The sequence below is a fragment of the Myceligenerans halotolerans genome (assembly GCF_054782975.1).
On the sequence record NZ_BAAGRL010000045.1, the window covers coordinates 36,833 to 63,545 of the forward strand.

The 26,713-nt window shown below is 69.9% G+C and carries 25 protein-coding genes; 12 read left to right on the forward strand and 13 right to left on the reverse strand.

The features are described 5' to 3' along the window. Nucleotides 1–176: 176 nt before the first annotated feature. The 9 genes from ACYVK5_RS21880 to ACYVK5_RS21920 all read right to left on the reverse strand — a co-directional run bounded on the left by ACYVK5_RS21880 (nt 177) and on the right by ACYVK5_RS21920 (nt 6,266). Nucleotides 177–527 carry a PASTA domain-containing protein gene (locus tag ACYVK5_RS21880; protein WP_460708090.1) on the reverse strand — a complete coding sequence of 117 codons (351 nt, stop codon included), beginning with the start codon at nt 525–527 and terminating at the stop codon, nt 177–179. Next, nucleotides 520–975, reverse strand: a complete 456-nt coding sequence (locus tag ACYVK5_RS21885) for a hypothetical protein (RefSeq protein ID WP_460708091.1) — start codon at nt 973–975, stop codon at nt 520–522. The genes ACYVK5_RS21880 and ACYVK5_RS21885 overlap by 8 nt, the downstream gene beginning before the upstream one ends. Beyond that, the gene (locus ACYVK5_RS21890; protein ID WP_460708092.1) at nt 972–2,171 is read right to left on the reverse strand and encodes an alpha/beta hydrolase family protein; all 1,200 of its coding nucleotides are present in this window, start codon (nt 2,169–2,171) and stop codon (nt 972–974) included. The genes ACYVK5_RS21885 and ACYVK5_RS21890 overlap by 4 nt, the downstream gene beginning before the upstream one ends. A gap of 146 nt (nt 2,172–2,317) precedes the next feature. After that, nucleotides 2,318–2,794, reverse strand: a complete 477-nt coding sequence (locus ACYVK5_RS21895; RefSeq protein WP_460708093.1) for a hypothetical protein — start codon at nt 2,792–2,794, stop codon at nt 2,318–2,320. Between the two features lie 2 nt (nt 2,795–2,796). Further along, on the reverse strand, nt 2,797–3,225 hold the full coding sequence (locus ACYVK5_RS21900) for a hypothetical protein (RefSeq protein ID WP_460708094.1): 429 nt from the start codon (nt 3,223–3,225) through the stop codon (nt 2,797–2,799). Between the two features lie 91 nt (nt 3,226–3,316). Continuing rightward, nucleotides 3,317–3,502 (reverse strand): hypothetical protein, encoded by a 186-nt coding sequence (locus ACYVK5_RS21905; protein WP_460708095.1) that lies wholly within the window; start codon nt 3,500–3,502, stop codon nt 3,317–3,319. Nucleotides 3,503–3,755: 253 nt separating this feature from the next. Next, complete coding sequence (locus tag ACYVK5_RS21910) at nt 3,756–4,955, reverse strand: M20 family metallopeptidase (RefSeq protein ID WP_460708096.1); 1,200 nt, start codon at nt 4,953–4,955, stop codon at nt 3,756–3,758. After that, entirely contained in the window at nt 4,952–5,728 is a 777-nt protein-coding gene (locus tag ACYVK5_RS21915) for a helix-turn-helix domain-containing protein (protein ID WP_460708097.1), read from the reverse strand. The genes ACYVK5_RS21910 and ACYVK5_RS21915 overlap by 4 nt, the downstream gene beginning before the upstream one ends. A gap of 28 nt (nt 5,729–5,756) precedes the next feature. Continuing rightward, nucleotides 5,757–6,266, reverse strand: coding sequence for a hypothetical protein (locus tag ACYVK5_RS21920; protein ID WP_460708098.1), 510 nt, complete (start codon nt 6,264–6,266; stop codon nt 5,757–5,759). A gap of 214 nt (nt 6,267–6,480) precedes the next feature. On the opposite strand from ACYVK5_RS21920, the gene ACYVK5_RS21925 reads away from it, so the two are divergent. From ACYVK5_RS21925 to ACYVK5_RS21955, 7 genes are all read left to right on the forward strand, one after another. After that, entirely contained in the window at nt 6,481–7,584 is a 1,104-nt protein-coding gene (locus tag ACYVK5_RS21925; protein WP_460708099.1) for an NAD(P)-dependent oxidoreductase, read from the forward strand. Then, the gene (locus ACYVK5_RS21930; RefSeq protein ID WP_460708100.1) at nt 7,581–8,354 is read left to right on the forward strand and encodes a methyltransferase domain-containing protein; all 774 of its coding nucleotides are present in this window, start codon (nt 7,581–7,583) and stop codon (nt 8,352–8,354) included. The genes ACYVK5_RS21925 and ACYVK5_RS21930 overlap by 4 nt, the downstream gene beginning before the upstream one ends. Beyond that, nucleotides 8,351–9,049 (forward strand): hypothetical protein, encoded by a 699-nt coding sequence (locus ACYVK5_RS21935; protein ID WP_460708101.1) that lies wholly within the window; start codon nt 8,351–8,353, stop codon nt 9,047–9,049. The genes ACYVK5_RS21930 and ACYVK5_RS21935 overlap by 4 nt, the downstream gene beginning before the upstream one ends. Beyond that, nucleotides 9,046–10,167, forward strand: coding sequence for a hypothetical protein (locus tag ACYVK5_RS21940; protein WP_460708102.1), 1,122 nt, complete (start codon nt 9,046–9,048; stop codon nt 10,165–10,167). The genes ACYVK5_RS21935 and ACYVK5_RS21940 overlap by 4 nt, the downstream gene beginning before the upstream one ends. Next, entirely contained in the window at nt 10,167–10,520 is a 354-nt protein-coding gene (gene speD, locus ACYVK5_RS21945) for an S-adenosylmethionine decarboxylase (protein WP_460708301.1), read from the forward strand. Before ACYVK5_RS21940 ends, speD begins: the two co-directional genes overlap by 1 nt. A 230-nt stretch (nt 10,521–10,750) precedes the next feature. Then, nucleotides 10,751–11,041, forward strand: coding sequence for a hypothetical protein (locus ACYVK5_RS21950; protein ID WP_460708103.1), 291 nt, complete (start codon nt 10,751–10,753; stop codon nt 11,039–11,041). A gap of 74 nt (nt 11,042–11,115) precedes the next feature. After that, entirely contained in the window at nt 11,116–11,637 is a 522-nt protein-coding gene (locus ACYVK5_RS21955) for a hypothetical protein (RefSeq protein WP_460708104.1), read from the forward strand. Nucleotides 11,638–11,753: 116 nt separating this feature from the next. Here the strand turns inward: ACYVK5_RS21955 and ACYVK5_RS21960 are convergent, their stop codons facing one another. Beyond that, nucleotides 11,754–15,023, reverse strand: a complete 3,270-nt coding sequence (locus ACYVK5_RS21960) for a BTAD domain-containing putative transcriptional regulator (RefSeq protein ID WP_460708105.1) — start codon at nt 15,021–15,023, stop codon at nt 11,754–11,756. Between the two features lie 366 nt (nt 15,024–15,389). Between ACYVK5_RS21960 and pepN the strand changes: the two genes are divergently transcribed. From pepN to ACYVK5_RS21975, 3 genes are all read left to right on the forward strand, one after another. After that, complete coding sequence (gene pepN / locus ACYVK5_RS21965; protein ID WP_460708106.1) at nt 15,390–17,996, forward strand: aminopeptidase N; 2,607 nt, start codon at nt 15,390–15,392, stop codon at nt 17,994–17,996. A gap of 243 nt (nt 17,997–18,239) precedes the next feature. Beyond that, complete coding sequence (locus tag ACYVK5_RS21970) at nt 18,240–19,262, forward strand: hypothetical protein (RefSeq protein ID WP_460708107.1); 1,023 nt, start codon at nt 18,240–18,242, stop codon at nt 19,260–19,262. Between the two features lie 201 nt (nt 19,263–19,463). Next, complete coding sequence (locus ACYVK5_RS21975; protein WP_460708108.1) at nt 19,464–20,747, forward strand: ABC transporter substrate-binding protein; 1,284 nt, start codon at nt 19,464–19,466, stop codon at nt 20,745–20,747. 63 nt (nt 20,748–20,810) lie between these two features. Here the strand turns inward: ACYVK5_RS21975 and ACYVK5_RS21980 are convergent, their stop codons facing one another. The 3 genes from ACYVK5_RS21980 to ACYVK5_RS21990 all read right to left on the reverse strand — a co-directional run bounded on the left by ACYVK5_RS21980 (nt 20,811) and on the right by ACYVK5_RS21990 (nt 24,087). Further along, complete coding sequence (locus tag ACYVK5_RS21980) at nt 20,811–21,746, reverse strand: carbohydrate ABC transporter permease (RefSeq protein WP_460708109.1); 936 nt, start codon at nt 21,744–21,746, stop codon at nt 20,811–20,813. Next, nucleotides 21,743–22,645 carry a carbohydrate ABC transporter permease gene (locus ACYVK5_RS21985; RefSeq protein ID WP_460708110.1) on the reverse strand — a complete coding sequence of 301 codons (903 nt, stop codon included), beginning with the start codon at nt 22,643–22,645 and terminating at the stop codon, nt 21,743–21,745. Before ACYVK5_RS21985 ends, ACYVK5_RS21980 begins: the two co-directional genes overlap by 4 nt. Before the next feature lie 155 nt (nt 22,646–22,800). Continuing rightward, entirely contained in the window at nt 22,801–24,087 is a 1,287-nt protein-coding gene (locus tag ACYVK5_RS21990; RefSeq protein WP_460708111.1) for an ABC transporter substrate-binding protein, read from the reverse strand. Between the two features lie 277 nt (nt 24,088–24,364). Here ACYVK5_RS21990 and ACYVK5_RS21995 point away from each other — a divergent pair, with 277 nt between their 5' ends. Further along, entirely contained in the window at nt 24,365–25,552 is a 1,188-nt protein-coding gene (locus ACYVK5_RS21995) for an ROK family transcriptional regulator (protein ID WP_460708112.1), read from the forward strand. Continuing rightward, entirely contained in the window at nt 25,549–26,712 is a 1,164-nt protein-coding gene (locus ACYVK5_RS22000; RefSeq protein ID WP_460708113.1) for a substrate-binding domain-containing protein, read from the forward strand. The genes ACYVK5_RS21995 and ACYVK5_RS22000 overlap by 4 nt, the downstream gene beginning before the upstream one ends. The last annotated feature ends 1 nt before the right edge of the window (nt 26,713 follow it).

Genomic DNA, 26,713 nt, shown 5'->3' on the forward strand with positions numbered 1-26,713 from the left:
TTCGCGCGGGCGTGGTCGGTTCGGCGACCGGCCGGGGTTACGCGAGCACCGCGCCCATCGATGCCGACTGGACGAGCTTCGTGTACTCGGCGGGCACGCCGCGCGTGTAGCCGTGAGGGAGCGGCGCCCAGCCGGTCGTGCGGGCGGTCGTAGCGCCTGGAGCACCGACGACTTCGTCAGGCGAACGGGTCTGGATGTCCGGGGAAGGTCCTCTTCCAATGATCGGGGTGAGGCTTCCCGATATCGGGAGGCGGCAATATCTGCGGCGGGTCGTGGTCCTCCTCCGGGACCGGTTCATCCGACCAGTCCGGAGGAGGCTCTGTGCCGATCCAGATGGTGACGACCATGTCGTCGGGCGCCGGTTCGCCGGACCAGGGAGCCTGGCCGACAACGAGCCCTACTTCCTCAGAAGGCTCGGTCTTCACACGGGCGCGGAAGCCGAACGAATCGAGATTCCATATGGCGTCCTGGCGCGACAGGCCGACGACGTGGGGCACTTCGACCCCGCCCGTTGCCTCCTCAGCCATTGTCCTGCTCGGTCGGGCCCACTCGCTCGAGCGCATGCGCGAAGAGCCGGTCAGCAGTGGCGTTCAGCAGTTCGTGCAGTTCTGCGCGGCCGTTGACATTGTGAAATTCGGCAAGACGCTGGAACGCGGCCCCGGCGATGAGTTGTGGGCCTACGGCCTCCGGGTCGGCAGTGACCTTTTCGACCGAAGCCTTCAGGTTCTCCACCGTGATGACTTCGATAGGGACTCCGCTCAGATCCACCAGCGGATCCTTGCCGCAGAGAGGGTCCTCGATGACGAACGGCGGTCCCCACTGGACCTCGAAGGTTTGTGTGCAGGGATCCCACACCAGTTCGGGGTAGAACTCAATTTTTTCGATCGGCCCGAGCGGGTCCGGCCCGAGACCGTTTCCGAACCGGACGTAGTTGACGATGCCAGCAATTGCTGCCGAGCCCACTTCGAACTTCATGTGCCCTCCATGTGTCGCACGTCACATGCGTCGTCGCTGCATCGTATCCCGCCCTGGCAGAGCTGTCCCCGGACGGGACGGCCGCGCGTAGACACCGGATGTCCCCTTCGGCCCGTAGAAGCCTCGGCAGAGCTGTCCGCGCCGGCTGCGATTCGCCGGTTGGGTCGCCCCCGCTCCTCGTGAGGGGACCCCGTCTCGCCGATCAGGCTCGTGGTGGGTGCACCACGGCGCCAACGTGCGCGTGCACGTGCTCGATCCGGCTCGTGCGCTGGGACGCCGCGGGCCGCCAGGTCCGCTGCCAGGTCTCCGGCCAGCAGTGCGGCGGCCTCGGGCCGACCCCGCAGCGTCGCGTCCAGGTGTGCGAGAGTGAGTCCTCGCGCGAAGGCATGCGCGATGTCCGGATCGATCAGCTCGCCGATCTCCCGCATCTCGCGGACCCAGCTCAGGAGCGGCACGGACCTCGCTGCCGACCGGATCGCCTCGTGCTCCGCGCCGACGTCGTCCGCGAAGTGGTAGTGGTCCGCGCCGTCCAGCACGACGAGCCGTACGGGGTCCGGCGTGCGCGTGACCATGTCGCGGATCCCTGCCAGGCGCGTCGAGACGTCCTCCGCCCCCGTCAGGTACAGGGTGGGCACGCTGCGTACCGGGTCGAGTGTCACCTGGTAGACGCCGGGCCTCGGGTCGGGGCCACCCGCGGGCGCGATGGCTACGACGGCGCCCACCCGGGGATCGGCCTGCGCGACGGTCAGCGCGGTCCAGCCCCCGATGCTGTGCCCGACGACGCCGATCCGCCCCGCGCCGTCAGACGCCGCCCGGTCCAGCAGCGCGCTGAGCTCCAGCACGCGCGTCCGGGCGATCAGGTCCGCGCGTGCGGCCCGGCCGGCGGCGTCCTCCCCGGGCCGCGCGCTGCCGAGGGTCTCGTCGACCGTCTCGGCGTGGTCGGTTGCGAGCACCCGGTACCCGTGACTCGCCAGGTGCGCGCACAGGAACGACGCCGAGCCCCGGTCGGCGCCGCCGCGGTGCGAGAACAGGACGGTCGGGCCCGCGGTTCCGGCGGCTTCGCCCCCCGGCGTCTCGTCGTCGGGCAGCCACGTCTCGACCGGGTGCGGCCTGCCGAGTCCGGTGTCCAGGTTCACGCCGTGTGTGGTTCGCGCGACGAGGTACGGGCCGACGGCAAAGGGGTCGTAGACGGTCATGACGCCATCCTGGGCGGGGTGGCGGCGAGGTGTCGCCCGTTTCTTCGCACAGCAGATGGCGGCGTGTGGGGACCGGGGATCCCCACGCGCCCCGGCTGGTCGTCAGCTGGATCGTGGTCCGGACTGGAGCGGCCGGGTTGTTCCAACTACTCGCCGGGTTCCTCGAACAGGTTGTTGGTGAAGCTCATTTTCACTTCCCCCCAGTCACCGCCTCCGAGGCCGGTGCTGTTCAAGATCATGCCGTTGGAGGACGGCTGGGTGCCCCGTGGGACCAGTACTTCGACCGTCTGTTGGTCCTCGAGGTCCATCGAGTCCTGACTGTCACCCTCGTAGAGCCGCCCCGCTGCATTGACCTGGATGGTTCCGCTCTCGTTGATCACTTGAGCGGCAAGGTCCAGTTCGATGCGACACTCCCCGCCCCACCTGACGTGGGGCACCTCAACTCGAGCGGCGGGCTGGTTGACGTCCAGCACGACGTGGACTGCGTGCTGAACGTCAATCACTTCGTTGGCCCACGGCCAGTTCTCGTCGTCGACACCGTGGATCATCACGGTCCCGGAAAGTCGTCTTGCCATGATCTTCCTCTCGGCTTGGTCGGGAGTGACCGGTGGCTGAGCCGCCACGATCACTCCCCGGGGGCCTCGTAAGGCACGTTGTTGAAGGAGAGCGTCACTGTCGCGCGATCTCCACCGCCCAGCCCTTCGTTGAGTAGGTGGATCTCGCGCGTCTTCTGCACGTTCCTCAGAAGCGTGACCTGGATCGGCTCTTCCTCTTCAAGGTCCTGTGTGTCCTCCGAGTCGCCCTCGTAGAGGCGTGCTGAACCTGTGAGTTCGGCCGTCCCGCTCTCGAGGATGACCGCGGCGGCGAGATCTACCTCGACCCGGCACTCGCCTCCCCACTTCCTCTCGAAGTAGAGCCTCTCCGGCGGATTGCCGAAGTTCAGCCGGAACGTCACCGGATCCCACAGGCTCCAGGCGGTCTCATCGTTCCAGGGCCAGTCCTCGTCATCGACCCCGTCGATGCGAACGCTTCCCTGAATGAGGCGTGTTGCCATGGTGTCCTCCCTCTCCTTGGTTCGTGGATTCGGCACGGACGCGGTGGTGCGTCCGATGCCTCACGATCGCCGTCGGACGTTCAGGCCAGGTTCACGAGGAGCGGGACGGGCCGGCGTCGTCGGGCGGGAGCGGGCGCCGGGCGGCCGCGGAGAGGAGGTCGATGAGCGCCTCGGTGCCGCTGAACGGCACGGGTTCCTCGCCGATGACCTCGACGAGGCCGTGCAGCGTGCCCCCGGTTTGCTCGGGCTCGGCGAGTCGGACGATGACCGTTCGCACCGTGACTCCTCGCAGGTAGCGGGTCCGATGCTCAACGATCGACGACGTCGGTTCAGGTCAGGTTCAGGTCGGTCAGGGTCAGGCCGACGGCCATGCTCGGGCAGGCCAGGTTCAGTCCTGATCCACCGAAGTGGGTCTCATTCGCCCACGAGGTCCGGGAACCCCGACACGGAGTTCCCGGACGTGTACAGGTACGTCGTGCGGCGGGTTTGTCGTGCGCGCCTCAGCCGAATGGACCCGTGAGTGGTCCCGTTCAGCCGGGCATCATGAGGGTTCGTATTGCGTGGTCGTAGACGGCTTGGGCGATGGCGACGGTGTCGGTGCGGACGCGTTCGTCGGTGGCGTGGAGGCCTTCGTAGGCCGGCCCGAATCCCGCGGTTGCGGGGATGCCGAGTCCGGCGAGGTAGTTGCCGATGTTGGACGGGCCGGCGATCTTGGCCTCGACCGGTACGCCGTGGATGGCTGCGGCGTCCATGAGTGCGGCGCGGAGCGGCGATTCGCGTTCGAGCGCGAAGGCGGGCCACGTGGTGTGCGCTTCGATCAGGGTCGGCGCGGTGTCGGGCCAGTCGGCGTCCACCTTGGAAACCACGGTGCCGAGCAGGTCGGCCGCTTCCTGTCCGGTGAAGTTCGCGGTGGTGCGCACGTCGACGTTGACCGTGCACAGGTCCGGGACGACCGAGAATCCTTCACCGGCCTCGATCGCGGTGACCGTGAGCTTGCCCGGTCCGAACCCGCCCGCACGGCCGGGAAGGGGTTGGTTCTCGAGCGCACGGACGATGGCCGCCGCCTTGCTGATCGCGTTGGGTGTCGTGCGGCGGCCGCCGGAGTGGGAGGAGACTCCATGGATCCGGAGCCGTGCACGGTAGACGCCGCGTCCGCCGACGACGAGCTTGTCCAGGCCGGGGTAGCCGATCATGACGCCGCCGATGTCGGCGGGAGCGTCGGCGGCCTCGAAGAACCTCTTGGCGCCGCCGAAGTGGCCGGTGTGCTCGTCCAGGTCGAAGAGCAGCACGAGGCCCCCGCGGAGCCGGTCCGCCTCGGTGCGCAGGCGCGCGGCGATGTGGCAGAACATGCTCACGGCGATCTTGGAGTCGGCCGCTCCGCGGCCCCAGAGCCAGCCGTCCTCGATCACACCGCTGGTTGGCGGATGCGTCCAGGCGTCGACGTCGCCGAACGGCGCGGTGTCCAGGCAGGCGTCCAGGACCCAGGTCGGTCCTGGACGCGAGCCCTGGACGCGGCTGGTGACCGCGACGGGTGCGCCGGTCTCGTTGCGCAGGACCTCGGGGTTCAGGTCGCGCGCGGTCATCCACTCGCGCAGGAGGGTCACGGCGTCGTCGTAGGGGTCGATGCCGCCTCGGGTGGGGATCCGCACGAGATGGCGCGCGAGGTCGAGGACCGACTCCACGTCGGCATTGGCGCGGTCGAGGGGTGCTGTGGTGGGTGTGGTTCTCATGATCCGTCCTGCCGTTGTCGGACGGCCGGGGTCAGGCCGTGAAGCGCCGTGGTGGTCTCGATGCGGCTGGAGGCTGCATATGCCTGGCGCGCGTGGTCAAGGAGACGGCCGGCGATCTGGGGTCCCAGCACGACTCCCGAATCGAACCCGTACACCGAGGTCAGCGAGGGTAGCGGAACGACGGCGGCCTGCTCGGAGGCGATGAAGAAGCGTTCCGGAATGTCATCGGTGACCAGGCCGATATGCAGGGTCTTCATCCCGAGTGACCTGTCCTGCGGATCACGCGTCTCCAACAGACGGCGCAAATGCGCCAGAAGGGCATCGGAGCGCGGCGGGCCGAACAGCAGCCGGTAGTGCACAAGCGTGGGTTGTCTGGTCAGGGACTTCTCGATCGTCTCCAGGTAGGGAACATCCCGGGAGCGGGACCCCGCGACGGCAAGGAATTCATGGGCGCTCTCGGCTACCTCGACCATCGCGTCGCGCAGGCGTCGCGGGTCGGTCAGGAGCAGCGGGGTTTCTTCCTCCGCAGCCTGGTCTTGATGGGCGAATAGTTCCGGTGCCGGCCGGCCATAGTGGCCTGCCAGTAGCAAGCGATAGCGGCGGCTGGTGGTGTGGCGTCCGAGCTCCCAGCCCGAAAGCATCGACGGGGTCACGCCACTTGATCCCGTCGGGGAGGCCAGGTCCAGATCGGCGCAGACCTGTTCCAAGGTGGCGCCGGAATCGAGGCGTGCCTGACGTAGCGGGCTGATGTGAGGAGAAGGGGAAGGGCTCAACGCATCACATCCTCGGTGGCGGTGATGGTCACGCGACGGGCAGGGGTTCGATCGCCGTCTCGCGGATCACAGGGGTGGCCATGAGCCTGTCGCATATGGATCGCCAGGCAGGATGCCGGTCGACCAAGAGGTATCCCTGGGGCGGGTGGAACTCACCGAGCAACTCGGTCAGTTCGCGCGCGGAGAACCCGTGGTACTCACGGACTCGCCGGATCGGCATCGCGTAGCCGACCGTCCTGTCCCCCCGGGCAAGGTAAGGCTCAACGGTGGCGCCGTTGCCCGGACGGGTCCGTTCCGCGATCTGGGCGATCTGCTCGGGCGTGTCCTCGATCGCCGGATCCAGATCGATGACCGCGCACAGCTGGCTCTCGGGAGCGGTCAGGTACACGAACCACCGCACTGGCTTCTCGGTGAGGAACCGCCGCCGGAACTCGTGGGTCTTTTCCCCCCGCCACATCAGGTCGTACCACTCGGCGTCCAGGCACATCACCACCGGGACAGGTTCGGCCGGGACGTCGAACAGCGACGGGTGGTCCACGAGATCTCCTCACAGAGTCGAGACGGGTGCGGCCACAGTAACCACCACATCTCCGGCGCGCAGCCCCTTGCCTGTTATCTCCTCATCGTTGTTCACCCCGGCTCGACAAGAGATGAGCAGCCGGTGAACAAGCTGCTCGACAGCGCATGATCTGGTCGCTGGGCTGCCCCGAGGGCGAACCTGTTCAGCACGTACGCACCTGCTGGAGGTCACCGTGCACTCACGAACGATCGGGTTTCCCCGCGAGACCGGCGCGGCTGAACGCCGCACTCTTCTCACACCTCACGTGGCCCGCCTTCTGACCGGTGACGGTCACCGAGTGGTCGCCGAATCCGGCATCGGTGACGGCATCGGATTGGACGACGGCGACCTGGCCGCAGCCGGCGTCAAATTCGCCGACACCGCCACGATCTGGAGCGCTCCGCTGGTCCTGCGCTACAAGAGCGGGCCGCCACACGACATGGACCGTCTCGACCCGGAGCAGACGGTCGCCGCGATCTTCCACGCCGAAGGCCATCCCGACATGCTGGATACCCTCACCCGAAGCGGCATCACCGCCTACAGCTACGAGTTCCTGCGCGAGAACGGGCGCTTTCCACTCGCAGCGGCAGGCGGGCAGATCGCCGGAACCCTGGCAGTACACGCAGGCGCCCAGGCACTGCGCCATCCGCGTGGGCGTGGCGTGCTCATCGACGCCGTCGCTGGTGCTCCGCGCGCTCGGGTGGTCGTCATCGGCAACGGAAACGTCGGGCACGCCGCCACGTCCACGGCAGTTGCACTCGGTGCGCACGTCACGGTTCTCACTCGCGACGCCGCCAGCGCTACCGCGTACCGACGGAAGGCCCCGGCCGGAACCGTCGTGGCCCCAAACACGCCCGACCGGCTCCACGAAGCGCTGACGGATGCGGATCTGGTCATCGGGGCGATCCTGATCTCCACGTACACCACCGCGCCGATGATCACCCGGGACCACCTGTCCACGATGCGACCCGGAGCGGTCATCGTGGACGCAACCTGTGGATACGGCCCCGGCTATCTTCCCACCGCAGGCCCAGTTCAAGAGCCAGGGCAAGAGCCGCACGTCGTGGACGGCATCCTGCACGTCAAGTACGACGCCCTGCCCCGGATGGTGCCTCACACCGCCTCGTACGCCTACGCCCACGCCGCGACCCCGTATCTGCTGCGCCTGGCACGACACGTGCTCGACCAGCGGGCCGACGACGATGTCGCGACCGCACGCATCGCCCGCCGTGGCGAGCTGACCCACCCCGTCGTGCGCGACCATGCCGCGCTCTACCTCACGGGACAGATCGCATGAAAGACACCGCCCACACCATGGAGAACCGGGTGACGGCTTCCTACCGTGACCGCGTCGAACTCGCCCGCGCCGAGACCCGCCCCGTCGTGCCTCGACTCCTCGCCGCCGCGCTGGACGGCGCTGCGGAGGTACTGGAGTTCCCCTGCGGCACAGGTCACTTCCTCACCGCTTACGCCCAGGCTGGAGTGCGCGTCCGGCTGATCGACGGATCCGCGCCCATGCTCGGCGAAGCCGTGCGCCACGCTCGTCGTTCCGGAGTCGGTGAACTTGCTATCGGGCATCACCTCCTGCACCACTTGCCAGCCATCGCCACCGCCGACGTCGTGGTCGTCCCCAACGGCGCGATCAACCAGCTTGCCGCCCAGGACGACCTCGTCACCGCCCTCGCCCTGATCCGCGCCGCGATGCCCGCGCGATGCCGACTGGTCCTCCAGGCCCTCACCACCACGACCGTCGGTACGCCCTTCTACGATCCGGGTCTCGCCGACGAGGAATGGCACCACGACCGCGTGCTCTCTGCGCCCGACTTCTCGACCGTGCACCGCTACCGCAGACAACGCCACCGGCCTGGCAGAGTCGCGATCGAGTTCGCCTACACGCGCAACCCGCGCGGCTCCGGTAGGCCCGAGCACACCGCCAAGGTGGAGCTGACGCTTCCGACGCCGGATCAGTTCCGTGCCGCGGCCGGGACCGCGGGGTGGCAACAGACCGACACAGCGACGCACGAAGGATTCACCGAACTCCTGGCCCGCGCAGGTGACCCGAGATGACCGCCCGGCCAGACACCGTCCTGGACGCCGAAACATACTGGCGCACCTATTACGCCGACACCTTCCGCTTCGGGCAGGGTACAGAGCACGTCCTCGACCTGCTGACCCACATCCCGCCCGTGTCCACGTGGACCGACCTCGGCGCGGGCTCCGAGAGCCTCCTGTGGGCCTGCGCCCTGGAAGCGCAGAAGCTCACTGCGATCGACAACGACGCACACCGTCTCGCGACGCTCGCGACCACCGCGCGCGCCGCACGCCCACGAGGAGTTCACCAAGTCGCACTCGCACTCGGAGGCACGCCGCCCACAACGACGGCATTCGCCGAACGATGCCGAAGTCTGAAGACCACCCTGCGGGCCGACCTCCTCGCCCCGGACGTTCCGCTCCTGTCACCCGCATGTGACGCCCTTGGGGCTCAGCTCGTCACCCAGTTCGGCCTGCTCGGTCTCACCACTACTCCGGGCGAGTTCACTGATGCGTTCGCCGGATTGCATGCCCGCCTGCCGACCCACGGCTGGGCCGCAGGAGCCAACTGGGTCAGCGCCGATGCCACCGACCGCGTCCATCTCACCCACGACCTCTACCAGAGCGCCCTGGCCCGGGCCGGACTCGACACCCTCCAAGTGCGCTGCGTGGCTAGCACCGACTCTGACTTCCCTCTCGTGTGGACCTACCTCGCAAGGAGGCAGCCATGACGACCTCAGATCCCACCAGCCTGTACTTCGCTCCCACCGGCATCTCTCACCTCACCAGCGCCAACACTGACCTCGCCCGCGCCGCCGCACGCGGCCGGGCGCGGCTGCGCATCACCACGGCAGCACAGCTCAACGGCCGCCCCCACCTGGGAACGGTCACCACGATCATGACGGTGTTCGCCTTGGCCGCCCGCCTCGCCGAAGACCTCGAGCTCCCCGCGACCATCATCTTCGACGCCCTGGAGAACGCGCCGGCCGAGCACCGCACCGTCAACGGCCGCCGCTACACCCGCAATGTCCAGGACCTGATCGACGCCGGCGAACTCGACGGAGCCGAGCGGTCCTCGGGCTTCCGGCGCCTGCTCGCCTGGACCTCGGAGCGGTCGTCCACCGACTGGCAGGAACGCCCGTACAGCACCTACCAGGAACTCGCCCCCGTTCGAGCATGCCTACATGCCATCGCCCGGAGACAGCAGGAATTCGCGCCCCTTCTCGCGCCCGCCGACGGCCGGATCCGCATCCGCCCCCGCTGCCCTCAGTGCCGTCTCATGGACAAGGACGCCCACGACCTCACCGTCACGGCCGCCGACGGCGCCGTCCTGCTCGACTCGGTCTGCCCCGACCACGGCCCCTACCGCGAGACGATCACCGTCGACGGCACGGACGGCTGGTCCGACGCCAACACCCCCGTCCGCTCCGTCCAGAAGGTCGCCCTCCTGTCCGCCGAACGCGCCCTTTACGACGCCTGCTCCATCAGCATCGACGGCCCGGACTGGGGAGGCGCATGGTTCGCACACGTCATCGCCCCCGCGCTCGCCCTGCTCGGAACGCCCGTCAGCGACTGGCCCGTGAGCATCTTCACACCCATGGTCCTGGACCGCACCGGCGGCAAACTCTCCAAGAGCCTTTACGTCAAGTACGGCGCCGAGTACACGAATCTGCCGCCGACCTTCCTCGACCTCGACCTGCTCCTGGATGCCCACGGCGAAGGCGGCCTTGAAGCCTTGTGGCAGGAAGCCACCCGCTGGGCAGCCGACCCCCGCAGACTGCACCGCTCCTACACCGTCGACCACCTTGCGAAACTCATGCCCGCCGACTTCGCCCGGGAGATCGCATGATGACCTGCGCTGCCATCGACCTCCTCGATTGCTCGGACTCAAACCCACCGCCTGACGCCATCCTGATCGCAATGCGACACAGCGCCCGTCTCCTGGGCGTAAGGAGCCTGGCCGAACTCTCGGTTCCCTTCGTGCCCCATGGCGTCACCGTCGTGCTCGTCCTCGCAGAATCACACATGACTGTGTCGACCTGGCCCGAATACCGCATGGCACAGATGGATCTCGTCTCCTGCCGCGCCACCACCGATCTAGACCGCGCCATTCAACCGCTCGTCCGCGTGTTTGACGCCCATGACGTCCGCGTCCAGAGGGTCCACCGACACGACCCCCGGCGAACCTTCACGGCTCCGTGAGCTCGGTGAGAGGGAGAAGTCGATGGACGTCGTGAGAGAGCTGACTGTGTGGACGGTCGTGTACACGGCCATCTGCGTGGTCCTGGTGTGGCGGGCCATGGTCCTGTGGTCCCGTTGACCCGCCCGGCCCTTCGCTCGGTCGCGATCGGCTACGTCTCCGCGCCTGGCCCCGCTGCTCTCGACGCCCAGCGCAACACCGTCAGTGCCTACGCGCGCGCCGAGGGTACGCGTTGGCACAGATCGTCACCGACCAGTGCGACGGGTTCACGATCAGCCAGATCATCGAGGCCGCCCGCCTGCATGAGGCCCGGCTCGTCATCGTGCCCGCTGACACGACCCTCGCGACCGCACGCGCACAGCTCGGTCACGAGCTCAAGCCCCACGGCGCAGCCTGCGTCGTCATCGACGGCCCCGCCATGACCGCCGTCGAACCCGCGACCGCTGCGTCACGCCTGACCGACGCACTCGGACGCCACTCTCTCCCGCACATGCCCCGCCACGCAGCAAGGACGCACCCATGAACGACACGACAGGGGAATCCCGAGGGCGGCGCCCGCCTGATCAAGGCATGGATCGACAAGCACAAGGAGCACGTGTGACGACCACGAAGTTCGAGTTCTCGTTGGTACTCGACCGCGACCCGGACCCAGTAGCCGGCGGGGAACTGGCCGAGGCGGTGCCGTACCTCGCGACGCTCGAAGGCGGACCGAACACGCCCACGCTGGCAAACATCATCATCGAGGCCGACGTCCTCCCCGACGCCGTGGCCACCGTGGTCTGGCAGATCGAGGCCGCCGGCTACCTGGTCCTCGGGCTGGAGACGAACGACACGGTCGCGATCGAGGAGATCGCCGTGCGCACAGAAAGGTCCGAGGAATCGGCTCGGCAGCTGGCCGACGGCCGGAGCGGGCCTGGCGGGTTCCCTCCCCCGATCTCGTCCGGGACCTGGGACCTGTACTCCTGGACAGCCGTCGCGGACTGGTTCACCAAGCACTTCCCCGACCAGGCATTCGACTTCGACCGACAAGCACGCGCCGCCGACCACCTCCTGCGCGCCCGCCACCTCACCCGCACCGAACCCCAGCCCGACGCGTGGGCACGACTGCTGTCCGTATGATCTGGCTCCACAATCCGTACCAGGGGATTCTCGTCACCCCATGTGCGGTGTGACCAGGTCCGACCAGGCGGCGTCACCCGGACCACGGCAGGCTTCGGCCCCAGGCCGCCCCGCGATCACACCGGATGCGGCGACGGCTCGATGTCGAGCTCGCGCATCAGGTCGGCGTACACCTGGTACCGCCGGCGCGCGTCGCCGCGCCGGCCCGCCTGATCGAGCGCCAGGATCAGTGCCAGGTGCGCGCGCTCGTCGTACGGATCGCGTTCGAGCAGCCGCAGCCAGTACCGGGCCGCCTGCTCGTAGTGGCCGGCGCCGGCCTCCTGGTCCGCGATCCGCGCGGCGGCCTGCGCGTAGGCCAGGCGGGCCTCCTCGCGCAGGGTAGTCGCCCAGTCCGCGTACGCGTCCTCCTCGCAGAAGTCGCCCGTATAGATGGCCTCGGCGCCGCGCCAGCGTTCGAGCGCCTCCGCGCGCCGGTCGGCCTGGTCCAGGGCGGTGGCCTCGTCGACCCGGTCGAGGAAGTCGACGACGTCGACGTGCACGTGGTCCAGTTCCACGTGCAGTGATCCCGACGTGCTCGCCACGATGTGGTCGGCGGGCCAGGAACGCTCGGGGTCGAGCACGCTCCTGACGGTCGACACCATGACGTTCAGCCGCTTCAGCGACACCGCGTCGCCGGCTCCGGCGTCGGGCCAGAGGATCTCCGCCAGCTGGTCCCGGGGAATCGGGCGACCCCGGCGGGTGATCAGCACCTTCAGCAGGTCGCGCGCCTTGCGGGACTGCCAGGCCGCGTTCGGGATCGGGACGCCGTCGCGGAGTACACGGAACGTGCCGAGGGTCTGGACGAGGATCCGCGGCTCCTCCGACGTCGACGCGCGGGACGCCAGCGCATCGATCTCCCGGTCCAGGGCGTGGCAGCCGATGGCCCGCATCCGGGACCGGACCCGCTCTGCGACCTCCGCCCCGGGCCGCGCCGGGCTCAGTGCGGCGCGCAACAGCTCCGCCCTGGCCAGGCCGACGGGGTCGCCGATCGCCCGCCACCGCTGCACGGCCTGATCTGCCATGCCCAGGTCCCCGTCGAGCTCCGCCCGCAGTTCCGTCACCCGGGCCAGGCTTGCGCGCTCGTTGCGGCGCGTCGCCTCCGTCCCGGCGTCGTCCAGCAGCCGCCGCGCGTCGTCGGGTCGGCCGCCGGCGATCGCCGCACGGGCTCCCGCCAGCCAGGCGGGGACCACGACCGTCCCCACGTGGTGGGCGGCCGCCTGCTCGGCCAGCTCGGCCGCGACATCCGGCTCGTCGAGCACGAGCAGTTCGGCCAGGCCGGACAGCGCCGTGCTGCGGGCCTGCGCGTCGCGGGCCCGTTCCGCGAAGGCCACCGCGCGCCGGAACGCGTCCGCCGCAGCCGTCGTATGCCCTCGCAGGACGTGGATCTGTGCTTGCTGGGTGAGGCCGTAGCCCATCAGCCGGGAACCCATGGACTCCCAGCGCTCCACCGCGTCCCCGGCCTCGACCGCGGCCTCCTCGAGGCGGCCGAGCCGGATCAGTGTCTCGGCCCGGTTGGAGCGCACCAGCGCCGCCCACGGCGCGAACCCGGTGAGGTCGCACAGCCGGATCGCGATCTCCAGCTCCGCGAGCGCCTCGGCGAACGCGCCCTCGGTGTGCCGGTGGGAGGCCCGGTTGCTGCGGATACGGATCTGCTGCGCCACGTCTCCCGCTCGGGCTGCGTGATCCAGCGCCTTGAGGTAGTGGGCGTCGTTCGCCCGCCCGTCGCCGTCGTAGGCGGCCAGCATCGCGAGAACGGTGTGCACCGCGGCGAGGGCGCGATGGTCGCCGAGCCGGGTGGCCTGCTCCCTGGCTGCGTCGGCGAGTGCCGCGCACTCGGTGCGGTCGCCCTGCAGCCAGTGGACCGCGGCGGCCATCGCGGTGCACGCGACGGCGTCGGTGGCGGGGCGGCCGAGGTCGGCGCCGCGACGGTAGGCGTCGAGGGCTGGGTGCAGTTCCCCGCGGAGGTGCTCGATGACGCCGAGGCGGTAGGCCACCGCGGAGTCGAGCGCGCCGGTGTCGCCCGCGCGGACGAGCAGGTCTCGTGCGGTGTCCCAGTCGCCGCGGTTGAAGTGCGCCAGCCCGGCGAGGCGGAGGTGCTCGGTGTCCACCGGCCGCGCGCCGCCGCCTCCGGCCCCGTCCTCCTCGCCTCGGGATCGGTCGATTCCGTCCTCGTCCGCCCCGATCCGGGCGAGCGCCGCGAGCAGGTCGTCGGGATGTTCCACGAGCAGTTCGCCGTGGTCGGTCAGCAGCGACTCGATCAGGGTGTCGTGGCGTGCCGCGATCGCCGCCTGCGTGGCGCGGTGGGGCACACCGTGCTCGACATACCAGCGTGCCGCGACCTCGGCCACGTCGTGGGCCTCGTGCTCGTCGAGCGGCGCATGGGAGTGGAGTACGCGGCGGCCGACGGGCGTGAGCTGGGACCCGTCGGCGCCGGATTCCATGAACAGTCCGCGTGACGTGATGCCGGGCAGCGTGTCCGGCGCGACGCCGAGGGCAGTGGCGAGCTGGCCGGTGATCATGGGGGCGACGGTCGCGGCCCGGAGCAGGAACCTGGCTTCGGCGGGCAGGTCGTCGAAGGCTCGCCCGGCGAGTCTCTCCAGTGCTTCGGAGGTCGCCGCCGCGCCCGTCACGACGCCGGTCCAGGCGTCGGGGTCGGTGCGCGCCATGGTGTCCACGGCGGCGTGCGTGGCGGCGGGCCAGCCACCTGTGGCGGTGTGCAGGGCGGGTGCGACGGCGGCGGCGGCGTCGCCGATCCGGCGGCGCAGCCATTCGGCGGTCTCCTGGGGCTTGAGCGTCAGGTCGGTGGCGTCGAACTCGAGCACCTCGTGGTCCTGGCGGAGCCGCGCGATGGGGAACGGCAGGGCGTCGCGGGAGGCGATCACGATGTGCAGGTGCGGCGGGGCGGTGCGGACCAGCGTGTCGACGAAGCGGCTCGCCGCGGGGGAGTCGGCAATTCCCTCGAGGCCGTCCAGGACGAGGACGAGGCTGCCGGTCAGGTGCGTGCGGAGCGCCTCGGACACGGCTCCGGCGAGTGCGCTCGCCCGGGTGGCCTCGTCTGCGACGGCGCCGGGTCCGAGCGGGGCGTCGACGGCGGTGACGATCTCGGACGTCAGGGCGGGGGCGCGCAGGCGCAGGGCGGAGATCACGGCGCCGCTGAACTTCGTGAGATCGCGGTCGGCGGGACCGATCCGGTAGGCGGCTCCGCCGACCGCGCGCACCCAGGCCGACAGCACCGTGGACTTGCCGTATCCGGCGGCCGCGATGAGCGTGGTCAGACGGTGGGTGAGTGCTCCGTCGAGCCGCCGGTCGAGATCCGGACGGGGCTGTGACCAGTTGTGATCGACCACCGTCGCCCCCTCCGCAGTCCCCACCTGCATCGTAGCTTCAGGGACTCGACGTCGGGAGTCCCTGGACCCGTGCCCGCATCGGGCGGGGTTCGCCGGACGCCCGGCAACGCCGCGCAGGTCACCGGCCCATGTGGTTCCTTACGGGCCATGAGGTTGCTTGCGCTTCGCCCGCCTCAAGCGCAAGCAACCTCATGGCTCGTCAGGAACGGCCCGGCCGTCCGCCGTCGTACACGAAGCTGAACGATTCGCTAACGATCGGCCCGCGGCGAATTCAACGACGGCGTACGGTCCGACTGGTGGCATGATCGACCCCGGAAATCGCTGTACACCCGGGCGCCCCAGCGCCCCGACCAGACTGGAGGGCCCGTGCCCGGAGAGAACCTCACGCGAGCCGAGGCCGTCGAGCGTGCCGATGTCGTCACCGTCGACTCGTACGTGATCGACCTTGACCTGACGACCGGACCGACGACGTTCGCGTCCACCACGACCGCCCGCTTCACCGCGACCCCCGGCGCCGCCACGTTCATCGATCTCGTGGCGCCCACGGTGCGGTCCGTCGTCCTGAACGGGCGTGAGCTGGACCCGGCGACCGTGTTCGCCGACTCCCGGATCGCCCTGGACGGACTCGCCGCCGAGAACGAGCTGACCGTCGTCGCCGACGGTGCGTACACGAACACCGGCGAGGGCCTGCACCGCTTCGTGGACCCGGTGGACGGCGAGGTCTACCTGTATACGCAGTTCGAGGTCCCGGACGCGCGCCGGGTGTTCGCGGTCTTCGAGCAGCCGGACCTCAAGGCCACGTACCAGTTCACGGTGACGGCGCCCGCCTCCTGGGAGGTCGTGTCGAACGAGCCGACGCCGGAGCCGTCCGCCGCGACGCACGCCACGGACCCGTCGGTGGAGGCCGCGACGTGGACGTTCTCCCCCACGCCGCGCATCTCGTCCTACATCACGGCGCTCGTCGCCGGCCCGTACGCGGTGGAGCGGAGCTCGCTCACCTCCGTGAGCGGCCGGGAGATCGCCCTCGGCGCGTTCTGCCGCAAGTCGCTGAGCAAGCACTTCGACGCGGACTACATCTTCGCCACGACGCGCAAGGGCTTCGAGTTCTACGAGAACCTCTTCGGCGTCCCCTACCCGTTCACCAAGTACGACCAGCTGTTCGTGCCCGAGTACAACATGGGCGCGATGGAGAACGCGGGCTGCGTCACGTTCACCGAGTCGTACGTGTTCCGGTCGAAGGTGACCGACGCCGTCCGGGAGCGTCGCGTCGTGACGATCCTCCACGAGCTGGCGCACATGTGGTTCGGCGACCTGGTCACCATGAAGTGGTGGAACGACCTGTGGCTGAACGAGTCGTTCGCGGAGTACATCTCGACGCTGGCGACGGCGGAGGCGACGGAGTACGACGCGGCGTGGACGACGTTCGCGGCGATGGAGAAGGCGTGGGCGTACCGGCAGGACCAGCTGCCCTCGACGCACCCGATCGTGGCGGAGATCCGTGACCTGGAGGACGTGCAGGTCAACTTCGACGGGATCACGTACGCCAAGGGCGCGTCGGTGCTGAAGCAGCTCGTGGCGTGGGTGGGTCGTGAGGCGTTCGTCGAGGGTGTGTCCGCCTACTTCGGCAAGCACGCGTGGGGCAACACGGAGCTGCCGGACCTGCTGACCGAGCTGGAGGCGACGTCCGGGCGCGACCTGGCCGAGTGGTCGGGCACGTGGCTGGAGACGGCGGGCGTGAACACGCTCCGGCCGCACGTGGAGACCGATTCGCACGGGCGGATCACGTCGTTCACGGTGGAGCAGACCGCCCCGGCAGAGTGGCCGACGCTGCGGCCGCACCGGCTCGGCATCGGGTTCTACTCACTGGTCCCCGGAACGCGCGGGAGCGTGGAGCCTGGCTCGATTGAAGCAGCCGGGAAGCTGGAGCGGGTGCACCGCGTGGAGGTCGACGTCGACGGCGAGCGCACCGAGGTCCTGGAACTGTGCGAGCTGGACCGCCCGGCACTGGTGCTGCTGAACGACGACGACCTGGCGTACGCGAAGATCCGGCTGGACGACGAGTCCCTGGCGGTCGCGGTGAAGTACCTCTCGCAGATCACCGATCCGCTGGCGCGCTCCCTCGTGTGGGGGTCGGCGTGGGACGCGGTGCGTGACGGGGAGACGCCGGCGAGCGCGTACGTGGACCTGGTGCTCGGCAACATCGCGGCCGAGACGGAGTCGACCACGGTGCGGACCACGCTGAACCAGCTCGTGCTGGCGATCCGGCAGTACGGGGCGCCGGGTGCGCGCCCGGCGACGCTGGTGCGGGCGGGGGACCGGCTGGCCGACCTGGCGCGCGGTGCCGCGGCGGGCTCCGACCTGCAGTTCCAGCTCGTGAAGTTTTTCGCGCACCTGGCCTCGACCCAGGAGCACGTGGCCCTGCTCAAGGGGCTGCTGGACGGCTCGCGGACGCTCGACGGCCTGGAGATCGACACCGATCTGCGCTGGGAGCTGCTCGAGGGCCTCGTGCTGAACGGTGCGGCGGGTGAGGCGGAGATCGCGGCGACGCTGGCCGACGACGACACCGCCACCGGGCGCCAGTCCGCGGCCCGGGCGCGCGCGACGGTCCCCACCACGGAGTCCAAGCTGGCGGCGCTGGAGTCGGTGGTGGCCGACTCGGAGGCGCCGAACGCGATCATCCGGAACACGGGCCTCGGCTTCGTGCACGTCAACGACGCGAGCGTGCTGGCTCCGGTGGTGGGTCCGTACCTCGACGCGGTGCTGCGCGTGTGGGAGGAGCGGTCGTACCACATCGCCGAGGAGATCATCGAGGGCTTCTACCCGGCCCCGCTCGCCTCGGCGGAGCTGCGCGACGCCGTCGCGGCGTGGCTGACGGGCCACGAGGACGCGGCACCCGCGCTGCGCCGCCTCGTGGTGGAGGGTCTGGCCGGTACCGAGCGCGCATTGCGCGCCCAGTCGGCCGACGCGGCATAGGGCCGCGGCTCGCCCGGGAGTCCCGGCCTCGTGCCGGCTCCCCTTCGCCGGGCATGACGGTGACGTCGTTACAGATCTCCGTGACGACGTTGTCGTCGTGCCCGGCCGGGAAGGCCTTCGAATCGGCGCCCGGGCCGGCGCGGAAGCCGAGGGCCATGGACGTCTCCGCCGTGGACCGTGCGCGGCGGTACCCTCGCTTCGTCGTATGATCCAAGGTCGATCGTGTCCGAGAGAAGGAGCCGCATGTCCGGAACGGTGCCCCCTCCGCCGCCGCCTGAGGGGTGGGACGACGAAGGAAACGGTGGAGCCGACCCGGCGTCGGCCGCCGCCTCGCCGGCGTCACAGGCGCCCGGCCCGCAGCGTGTCTCGGCGACCACGCGGATGCCCCCGGCCATCTCGCCGACGTCGCAGTTCTCCGACGCGGTGACACCCGCACCGGCGCCCCCGGTGCAGCAGCCCGGGTACGCACCCCAGCAGGCGTACCCGCAGGCGGGCTACGACCAGCAGGGCTACCCGCAGCAGGGCTATGCCCCGCAGGGGTACCCCCAGGGCTACCCTCCGCAGGGGTACGCGCAGCCCGGCTACGACCAGCAGGGCTACCCGCAGCAGCAGGGCTACGCTCCGCAGGGGTACGCCCAGCCGCAGGGCTATGCGCCGCAGCCGCAGGGCTACCAGGGGTACGAGCAGGCACCCGCGCCGCGCCGCAAGCTCAGCCCGGGCTGGATCGCCTTCATCGCCCTGGACGTCGTACTCGTGATCGCGGCGATCGTGTTCGCGGTGCAGCTCTTCTCCTCCGGCGGCGAGGACACCACCCCCGTCGGGTCCCCCCAGGGGGCGGACGCCTCGGAGTCCGCGGGTGGTGGCGAGGGCTCCGAGACCGAGCAGCCGGGGTACGCGACCGGTCTCGAACTGGACGCGGCGGGTGCGAAGGTCTTCGCGGCGCCGTCCGGCAACATCACCTGCACCATCACCGCCAACGCCGCGACCTGCGGCATCGTCGAACTCACCACTCCTCCGGCCCCCGACGGGTGCGAGGGCGTCCAGGGCCACATCGTGGCGGTCGACAAGACCGGGCAGTTCTCCGTCCCGTGCGTGGCGAAGGAGGACAAGCCGGTCGCGGCGTCGGGCCTGCAGGTCCTGCAGTACGAGAAGAAGCAGAAGGCGCACGGCTTCACGTGCGTCAGCCGGACCACGGGCATGTCGTGCACCCACGACGCGACGGGCTCGAGCTTCACGGTGGCCCGGGCGGGCATCTCCCAGTCCTGACCGCCGGACCACGAGATGGCTTGGTTGAAGTCATCCTTTGTCGCATTCTGTCGGATGTTAGCGATATCACGATGATTCGCTATGCTCGCTCGCGGACCACCACCCGTTGTGCTGCGGGTTTCCGCGCGCCGTCGGATCCATAGGTGGATCGATGGTGTCGCCCTCCGATGTCGAAGGGGATTCAGAACGCGAATGCGAGCGATGCGTAAGACAACCGCGGTAGCAGCGTCGGCTGCCGCCATCAGCCTGGTGCTGGCCGCGTGCGCAGCCGGGACAGCCGGAGGCGCCGAGCCCTCCGCCCGGACGCACGAGAAGGTCGCCGTCTACACGTGGTGGGCGGCGGGCGTGGAGAAGCAGGGCCTGGACAAGCTGGTGGAAGTGTTCCGGGAGCAGCATCCCGGGATCGAGTTCGTCAACGACGGCCTCATGGGCGGCGGGGGCAGCGCGACGTCGAAGGAGCACCTGCAGTCGCGGCTCGAGACGGAGGACCCGCCGGACGTGTTCGTCGCGCACGCGGGCGCGGAACTGCAGGACTACATCAAGGACGACTACATCCAGGACGTGTCGGACCTCTACACGGAGTTCGGCCTCACGGAGGCGTTCCCGCAGGACCTCATCGACCGGCTGTCCACCGACGACGGCAAGATCTACTCGATCCCGTCGAACATCCACCGGGCCAACCTGCTCTGGGCCAACCCGGTCGTGCTCGAGCAGAACGGCATCGATCCGTCGGGCGAGTACGGCAGCGTCGACGCCTTCATCGCGGACCTCGAGAAGCTCAAGGGCGCCGGGATCGACGCGCCGCTGTCGGTCGGGACCACCTGGCCCCAGGTGCACCTGCTGGAGACCACCCTGCTGGCCGACCTCGGCCCCGAGGCGTACAACGGCCTCTGGAACGACGGCACCGACTGGAACGACCCGCGGGTCACCACCGCGCTCCAGCACTACGAGACCCTCATGAGCTACACCAATCCCGACCGCGACGAGCTGGAGTGGGACGGGGCGAGCGCGATGGTGATCGACGGGGAGTCCGCGTTCAACATCATGGGGGACTGGGCCCTGGCCGCCTACGAGACCGACGACAGGAAGTACGGGCAGGACTACCGGGTGGTCCCTGCCCCGGGAACCTCGGGGACGTTCGACTTCCTCGCCGACTCGTTCACGATGTCGGCCCGCATCCTCGACGAGGACAGCGCGAAGGCCTGGCTGCAGACGGTCAGCTCGAAGGAGGGGCAGGTCGCGTTCAACAAGATCAAGGGCTCGATCCCCGCCCGCACGGACGTCGACACCGGGCAGTTCACCGAGTATCAGCAGACCGCGATCGAGTCGTTCGGCAAGGACACGATCGTGTCGTCCGTGACGCACGGCGCCGCGGTCCCGATCGCGGAGCTCGGCGCGATCACGGAAGCGGTCAGGGCGTTCAACTCCGGATCCGCCGACCTGACCGAGTTCCAGGCGGCCCTCGCCGCATCGGCCGGCGCGTAGTCCGGCTGCCGCCGCGGCGAGGGGGCGGGGGGCGGGCGGGGTTCTCCCCGCCCGCCCCCGTCGTCAGCCCTTGACGGAGCCGGACATGAGGCCGCCGACGAAGTACTTGCCGAGGATGATGTAGACCAGCAGCGTCGGCAGCGACGCCAGCAGGGCACCGGCCATGGAGACGCCGTAGTTCTGCAGCAGGGCACCGTTGGCGAGGTTGTTCAGCGCCACCGTCACCGGGCCGTTGCCGCTCGACGAGAAGAAGACGGCGAACAGGAAGTCGTTCCACGCGTTGGTGAACTGCCAGATGAGCACCACCACGAAGCTCGGGACGGAGATCGGCAGCAGCACGTTCCAGTAGGTCCGGAGCATGCCCGCACCGTCCACCCGGGCGGCCTCGATCAGTGAGTGCGGCACCGTCATGTAGTAGTTCCGGAAGATCAGCGTCGTGATCGGGATGCCGTAGATCACGTGCAGCAGGATCAGCGTGGGGATGCCGTTGGGGACCCCTATACCCAGGACGAGCTGGTTCAGCGGGATCATCACGGCCTGGTAGGGGATGAACATCCCGAACAGGATGAGGGTGAACACGATGTCGGCACCCCGGAAGCGCCAGCGGGCCAGCACGAAGCCGTTCAGCGAGCCGAGGAACGCGGAGATGATCGTCGAGGGGATCACCATCTGCAGGGAGCGCCCGATGGCGGGCGCGAGGGTGGTCCACGCGGCGTGCCAGTTCTCCAGGGTCCACAGGGTCGGCAGCGCCCACGCGCGGTCGGGCGCGGCGTCGCCGGCGCCCTTGAAGCTGGTGACGAACAGCACGTACACCGGGATCAGCACCACCAGCAGGAAGAACAGCAGCAGCGCGTAGCGGGCCGTGCGGCCGGCCGAGTAGCGGCTGCGCGGCTGACGGATCTCCTGGCCGGACGGGAGGGTGCCCGCGCCGGCGCGGGCCGGGGGAACGGGCGTTCCGGTCGGCCCCGGGGCGGCGGGGGCGGCGGTGACGTCGCTCATCGCTTCTCCTCCCGGTGGGTGTGGATGAGGTAGGGAACGATGACGGCGGCGACGATGATCAGGAGGATGGCGCCGACGGCGGCCGAGCTGGCGTAGTCGAAGCTGGACTTGAACACGAACATGTCCACGGCGGGGACCTTGGTCTGGTAGTTGGCGGGCTTGGAGATGGACATGATCAGGTCGAACGCCTTGAGAGACATGTGGCCGATGATGATGAGGGCGGACAGCGCCACCGGGGACAGCTGGGGGAACAGCACGTGCCGGTAGAGCTTCCATTCGCTGGCGCCGTCCATGCGTGCGGCCTCGCGGAGTTCCTCGGGGATGCCGCGGAAGCCGGCCAGGAAGAGCGCCATGACGTAGCCCGACAACTGCCAGATGGCCGGGATCGCGATGGCGATGATGCCGACGGTGACGTTGTTCCACCAGTTGTTCTGCAGGAAGTCCAGGCCGACGATCTGGAAAAGGCGGTTGAGGCCGGAGGCCTGTTCGTCCTGGTTGGAGTTGAGCAGCCAGCGCCAGACCACGCCGGAGGCCACGAAGGACACGGCCATCGGGAACAGGTACACCGATCGGAACACGCCCTCGCCCTTGATGGGCTTGTCCAGGAGCCAGGCCCAGCCGAAGCCCATGATCATGGTCCCGGCCAGGAACACGGCCGTGAACAGGAGCAGGTTGCTCAGCGAGTGCTGGAACTCCTCGGACGCGAGCAGGTCGACGTAGTTGTCGAACCAGACCACGGCGGTCGGAGCCTGCCCGGTGGCCTGGGCCGCGGTGTGGTTGTCGGTGAACGACATCTGGAAGTTCGCCGCGATCAGCCCGTAGACGAACACCCCCAGAAGCAGCAGGGAAGGAGCGAGCAGCAGAAGGGGAGGCCCTACTCGTCGCAAGGTCTTGGACATGGGTTTCCTCGAGGGTCGATGTACCCGCACGAAGCCCGCCGGGGAGGGCCGCGGCCGGGTAGGACCTCCGGGCGCCGTGGGGGGACGCCGCCCGGAGGTCCTACGCCGCCGTGATCCTGCTCGGCGGGCTTGCGGGTCGTGCTGGGTCGGTCGTGTCAGCCGGCGGTGGCCGCGGCGAGCTCGCTCTGGAAGGCGTCCAGGTCGGAAGCGCCGGTGGTGAACTTGCTCGTCGCGTCGCTGATCGCGTTCAGGGTCGCGACCGGGGTCGCGGCGCCGTGCGCCAGGGAGGACACGATGGTGTCGTTCGCGAACGACTCGATCGCCGTCTGCTGGTACTCGGAGAAGTCCGCCGGGTCGGCGTCGGTGCGGGCCGGGATGGAGCCCTTGGCGGCGTTGAACGCGGTCTGGCCCTCCAGGGAGCCGATCGTCTCCAGCCACGCCTCGGTGCCCTCGGGGTGCGGGGCGCCCACGGGCAGCGTGAAGGAGTCGGCCAGGAAGTCGAACACGCCGTCGGTGCCCGGGGAGGGCACGGCGACGAAGTCGGTGCCCAGTTCCTTCTGCTGCTCCTCGAACGCGGCCACGGCCCAGTCACCCATGATGTTGAACGCGGCCTGACCGTCGATGACCTGCTGGGTGGCCTCCGGCCAGTCCAGGCCGTCCCGGTCGGAGTTCGTGAACGACATGATCGTCTCGAAGTCCTCCAGCGCGCCCGTCACCTCGGCGGACTCCCAGTCCGTGGAACCGTCCCACAGACCTGAGTAGGTCTCCGGGCCGAGGCCCGCCAGGAGCACCGTCTCCAGGAGGTGCACCTGCGTCCACGTGGTGGCCACCGAGATCGGCGTCACGTCGGCCTCGTCGAGTTCCTCGAGATCCGCGATGAACGCGTCCAGGTCCGCGTACTCCGCGCTCGGGTCCAGCCCTGCGTCCTCCAGCACCGCAGGGTTGGCCCACATGACGTTCGCGCGGTGGATGTTGGACGGGATGGAGTAGATCGCCCCGTCCTCGGTGGAGATCCGCTCGACCAGGTCGGCCGGGAAGGCATCGGTGAGCCCGAACTCGTCGTACAGCCCGGACACGTCCTCGATCTGGGCGGCGTCGATGTAGTCCTGCAGTTCCGCACCGGCGTGGGCCTGGAACGTGTCCGGCGGGTCCTGGGCCTGCAGACGCGTCTGCAGCAGGTCCTTGGCCGCCGACCCCGCGCCGCCGGCCACCGCACCGTTGATGAACTCGGTGTCCGGGTGCTGCTCGTCGAACACGCCCACCAGCGCATCCAGACCTGCCTTCTCCGAACCTGCCGCCCACCAGGTGAACACCTCCACCTGATCGGCACCACCCTCCGCATCGGCGTCGCCGGAGCCGCTGCCGCTACCGCACGCGGCGAGCGTCATGCCCAGCACGGCGGCCGAAGCCACCACACCGGCGGACTTCTTGTTGATTCGCATCTCGTGTCCCTCAAACCTTCGTTGGTCGTTGGATCGAACCCGCCTCCACGGTGCCGCGGTCCCGGGGGAGGACAGCGGTCCGCCCGGAGACGGTCGGACGTCTGAGGCGCCCGAGAACCGCGCCCTATCAAACGAGGATCCGGCCTTGATGTCAAGAAGTGAACGCAAGATCGCCTCGCTGGTGAGACTCTGTTCATGGCGTGTATGCAACGCGTCGACAGGCCAGGAACCCCGCAATATCGCAGATAGGGGCCACTCCGCGGTTTATGGTGTGGCTGTGCGCGCGGATCGGGTGACCCCGGGTTCGCAGACCTCCCTCCGGGAGGCCAACCGAGCCCGGATCGTGAGCGCCGTCCAGCAGCGTGGGTCGCTCACGCAGATCGAGCTGGCCGGCGTCACCGGCCTGTCCCCGGCCACGATCTCCAACATCGTCAAGGAGCTGTCGGCGGCCGGCGTCCTCGCCACCGCCCAGTCCGTCCGCAACGGCCGCCGCGCCCTGCAGGTCACGCTCGCGCGCAACCTCGGCCTCGTCGCCGGAGTCCGGTTCGGCGAGCGGTCACTGGACGTCGCACTGGCGGACGCCTCCATGCGCGTCCTCGCCGAGCAGCGCATGCCGCTCGCCGCCGACCACCGCGCCGACGTCGGGATACGACGTGCCGCGCTGCTGGTCACCGAGATGATCGAGTCCGTCGGTGCCTCTCCCGACGAACTGCTCGCCGTCGGCGTCGGCGTGCCCATCCCGGTCGACCCGTCCAGCGGCGAGGTGGTCACGCTGGGCATGATGCGCGGCTGGGACGGCGTCGACGTCGGGTCCCTCTTCCGGGCCGAACTGGGCATACCGGTCACCGTCGACAACGACGCCACGCTCGCCGCGATCGCCGAGTACCGGTTCGGGGCCGGCCAGGGCCTCGACTCCGTCGCGTACGTGCGCGTCTCCCACGGCGTGGGCGCGGGCCTGGTCATCGGCGGGCACGCCGTGCGGGGCCGGGCCGGTGTCGCGGGCGAGATCGGGCACGTGTCGGTCGACGAGAACGGCCCCGTCTGCCGCTGCGGCAACCGGGGCTGCCTGGAGATGCTGGTCGGGGCGCCGAGCCTGCTGGCCATGCTGCCCCCGGGGGCCGGCCACCTCACGCTCGCCGACCTGGTCACGCGCGCGGCGAACGGCGACCCGGGCTGCCGCCGCGTGGTGTACGACGCCGGACGGCACCTGGGCGTGGCGCTGGCGAACCTGTGCAACATCGTCGACCCGGCGGTCGTCGTCATCGGCGGACAGCTCGTGGAGGTCGGCGACCTCCTGCTCGGCCCGCTCCGGACCACGCTCGGCCAGCGGGTGGTCGCGACCTCCCGCGGGCCGGTCGACGTCGTACCCTCCGAGCTCGGCGAGTCGGCGGGCGTGCGCGGCGCCCTGGCGGTCGCGCTCGACTCGGCGAGGTCCGCCGGTGCCCTGGGCGTGGTGGGATCATGATCGCGCGACCAGCGGGAGGGAACGACGTGCCACGAGTCCGGCGGCGACGGGCGGCCCTGGCCGCCTCCGTGATCGCGGCCGCGGTCGCCGCGGCAGTGTCCGCCTGCGCCGCCCCGGGAGGGGCCACGGAGGAGGCGGAGGGCACCGTCGGGCTCCTGCTGCCGGAGGCGCAGACGGCGCGCTACGAGGCCTCCGACCGGCCCACGTTCGCGCGCGTCGTCGAGAGCCGGTGCCCGAGCTGCGACGTGCTCTACGCGAACGCCGGACAGGACGTCGCCAGCCAGCAGGAACAGGCCGAGTCGATGCTCGTCCGCGGTGCGGACGTGCTCGTGCTCGGCGCCGTCGACGCGGTGGCGGCCGTCGGGATCGTCGAGGAGGCGCACCGGCTCGGCGCGAAGGTGATCGCGTACGACCGCTTCGTCGAGGGCGCGGACTACTACGTGTCGTACGACTACGAGTTCCTCGGCTACCTCATGGGATCGTCGCTGGTCGGTGCGCTCGACCCCGACGTCGATCCCGGCCTCACCGCCCTCGAGGCCAGGACTGCCGCCGGGTCCGACGACGTGCCGGGCGTCCTGCTCGTCCAGGGCGCGATCACCGACCCGAACTCCCGCGCGATCGCCGACGGCGCGCACCGCGCGCTGGACCCCGCCGATGTCGAGATCCTCGCCGAATACCACACACCGGACTGGAGCCCCGACAAGGCCACCGAGTGGGTCGAGGCGATGCTCACCCGGTACCGGGGGCAGGTCGACGGCATCCTGGCGGCGAGCGACGGCGTCGCGGGCGGTGCCGTGGCCGCCGCGAAGGCGGCCGGGCTCGACCCGGTCCCGCCGACCACCGGCCAGGACGGCGAGCTGGCGGCGGTCCAGCGCGTCGTCGCGGGAGACCAGTACATGACGATCTACAAGGCCACCGACCAGCAGGCGGCCACGGCCGCCGAGCTCGCCGTGCGGGTGCTGCGCGGGGAGGACCCGCGCACCACGGCCGTCACCGAGGGCGTGCCCACGCTGCTGCTCGCGCCGCGCGCGGTCGGGGCGGACGACATCGAGCACGTCATCGTCGACGGGCGGGTCTACACGGCCGAGCAGATCTGCACCCCGTCGTACCGGGCCGCCTGCGAGGCGCGCGGGCTCGTCGGCGGGACCCAGGAGGAGTGAG